This is a genomic window from Actinomycetota bacterium (assembly GCA_035536535.1).
Taxonomy (GTDB): Bacteria; Actinomycetota; JAICYB01; order JAICYB01; family JAICYB01; genus DATLNZ01.
This window is the reverse complement of sequence record DATLNZ010000172.1, coordinates 1-2,098: the sequence shown is the minus strand read 5'-3', so window position 1 is coordinate 2,098 and position 2,098 is coordinate 1. Positions and strand designations below refer to the sequence as shown.

Below are 2,098 nucleotides of genomic sequence, written 5' to 3'. Positions count from 1 at the left end.
CGCCTCGCGCTGCTTGTAGAGGTTCACGCGGAACCGCGCCTTGCCCGGTACGGCGTAGGCGAAGTCGAGCTCGAGCTCCTCCTCGAAGCGCTCCCGCTGCCGCTGCGTGACGATCGCGTACATCATCTTCTGGATCAGCGGGGGGGACATCTTCGGGTACTCGTCCAGCGGCAGCAGGTGGCCGTTGACGCGGATAATCGGGTGGGCTCCGGCGGTGAGGTGCAGGTCCGAGCCCTTGCGCTCGAGCACCTGAATGAGCAGGTCGTTGAGGAACAGGCCCTCCTGGCGACTATCCTCTTCGATGGCGGCGCGGGTGTAGGCGCCTTCGTCCGCCTCGGGAGCCGACACGGGGGCGGCCGAGCTGTCCGGCGTCGCCTCGTAACCCGGAGTCGCCGGTTTCGGCAGTGGGGGCGGCGGGGCCGTCTGCGTCGCGGCGGGGGCGGCGCCGTACGCCGAGCGCTGGGCGGCTCCGGCCGCGGCGTCGACCTCGGGGCGGGGCTCTGGCGTCGACGTGGCGGTGCCCGTCGAGCCCTGCCGCTGGCCGCCGGGACCGAAGTAGTCCTCGATGCCGGATCCGGACGTCGTCACAGGGGCCCCTCTCTATGGGCAGTCTGTTCGTGCTTCGGCAGGCGATCTGTGGCGCTTGAGGTCACACGACCACCCGGAAGATCTCCTCCAGCGAGGTCTGGCCCTTGAGCACCTTCGCCATGCCGTCGTTGCGAAGAGTCAACATCCCCAGGTCTTGGGCGACCCGGTTGATGTCCTCGGAGGACCGGCGCTCCACGGCCATCCGCTCGATCTCTTCGCTGACCGGCATCACCTCGTGCAGCGCCATCCGGCCTTTGTAGCCCGTCTTGCTGCACGCGGTGCACCCGGCCGGCCGGTAAAGCGTCGGGATCTCGTCCCCGGGCTTCCACGGGAAGCGGGCCGCGACGAGTGCGTCCTCGGTGGGCGTGTACGGGTCCTTGCACTTCGGGCAGAGCCGGCGCGCCAGCCGCTGGGCTAGCACGCAGTCGATGGCAGAACCCACCAAGAACGGCTCGATCCCCATCTCGATCAGGCGGGTGATCGCGGACGGCGCGTCGTTGGTGTGCAGCGTGGAGAGGACGAGGTGGCCGGTGAGGGCCGCTTCGATCGCGATCTGCGCCGTCTCGTGGTCACGGATCTCACCGATGAGCACGACGTCGGGGTCCGAACGCAGGATCGACCGGAGTGCGGCGGCGAAGGTGAGGCCAGCCTTGACGTTGGTCTGGACCTGGTTGATGCCGGGCAGCCGGTACTCGACAGGATCCTCGACCGTGATGACATTCTTGTCCGGAGTGCTGACGATGTTCAGCGTGGAGTAGAGGGTCGTCGACTTCCCGGACCCGGTGGGGCCGGTGACGAGGATCATCCCGTAGGGCTTGGTGTAGCTCTCCTCGTAGCGCATGAAGTTCTCCGGGAGGAAGCCCAGGTCGGTCAGCTTCAGCAGCGCCGTGGAGTTGTCCAGGATTCGCATGACGACCTTCTCTCCCCACACGGTGGGGAGAGTCGCCACGCGCAGGTCGATCTTCTTGCCATGCGCCGCGATCGACATGCGGCCGTCCTGCGGGATGCGTCGCTCCGCAATGTTGATCTCCGCCATGATCTTCAGGCGCGAGATGACGCCGGACTGGATGTTCTTGGGCGAGCGCATGACCTCGTGCAACACGCCGTCGATGCGGAAGCGGACCCGCAGGTCCTTCTCGGTCGGTTCGATGTGGATGTCCGACGCGCGGTCCTGGATCGCCTGGGTGATCAGCAGGTTGACGAACTTGACGATGGGCGCGTCATCGGTCGATTCGCCGATCTTTGACAGATCGTCAGGCTGGTCGTCATCGCTCACGTCGATCGTGGAGGTGAGGTCCTCCATCTCGGCGTCCATGCGCCGTAGGCGGTTGATCGCCGCCAGCACGTCGGCGCGAGTGGCGACGACCGGCTTGACCTCGCGACCGGTGATGGAGCGGATGTCGTCGATCGCAAAGACGTTCGCCGGGTCCGCCATGGCGACGACCAGGCGCGGCCCGTCGTAGCCGATCGGGATCGCGTTGTGGCGGCGGCATACCGCGTCGGGGACGAG

Annotated in this window: 2 protein-coding genes; both read right to left on the bottom strand. The window is 67.2% G+C overall.

Annotated features, from left to right (window positions below):
• A partial coding sequence (locus VNE62_11580; GenBank protein HVE92919.1) for a hypothetical protein occupies window positions 1–588 on the bottom strand: 588 nt, incomplete at its 3' end.
• 61 nt (window positions 589–649) lie between these two features.
• A partial coding sequence (locus VNE62_11575; protein HVE92918.1) for a GspE/PulE family protein occupies window positions 650–2,098 on the bottom strand: 1,449 nt, incomplete at its 5' end.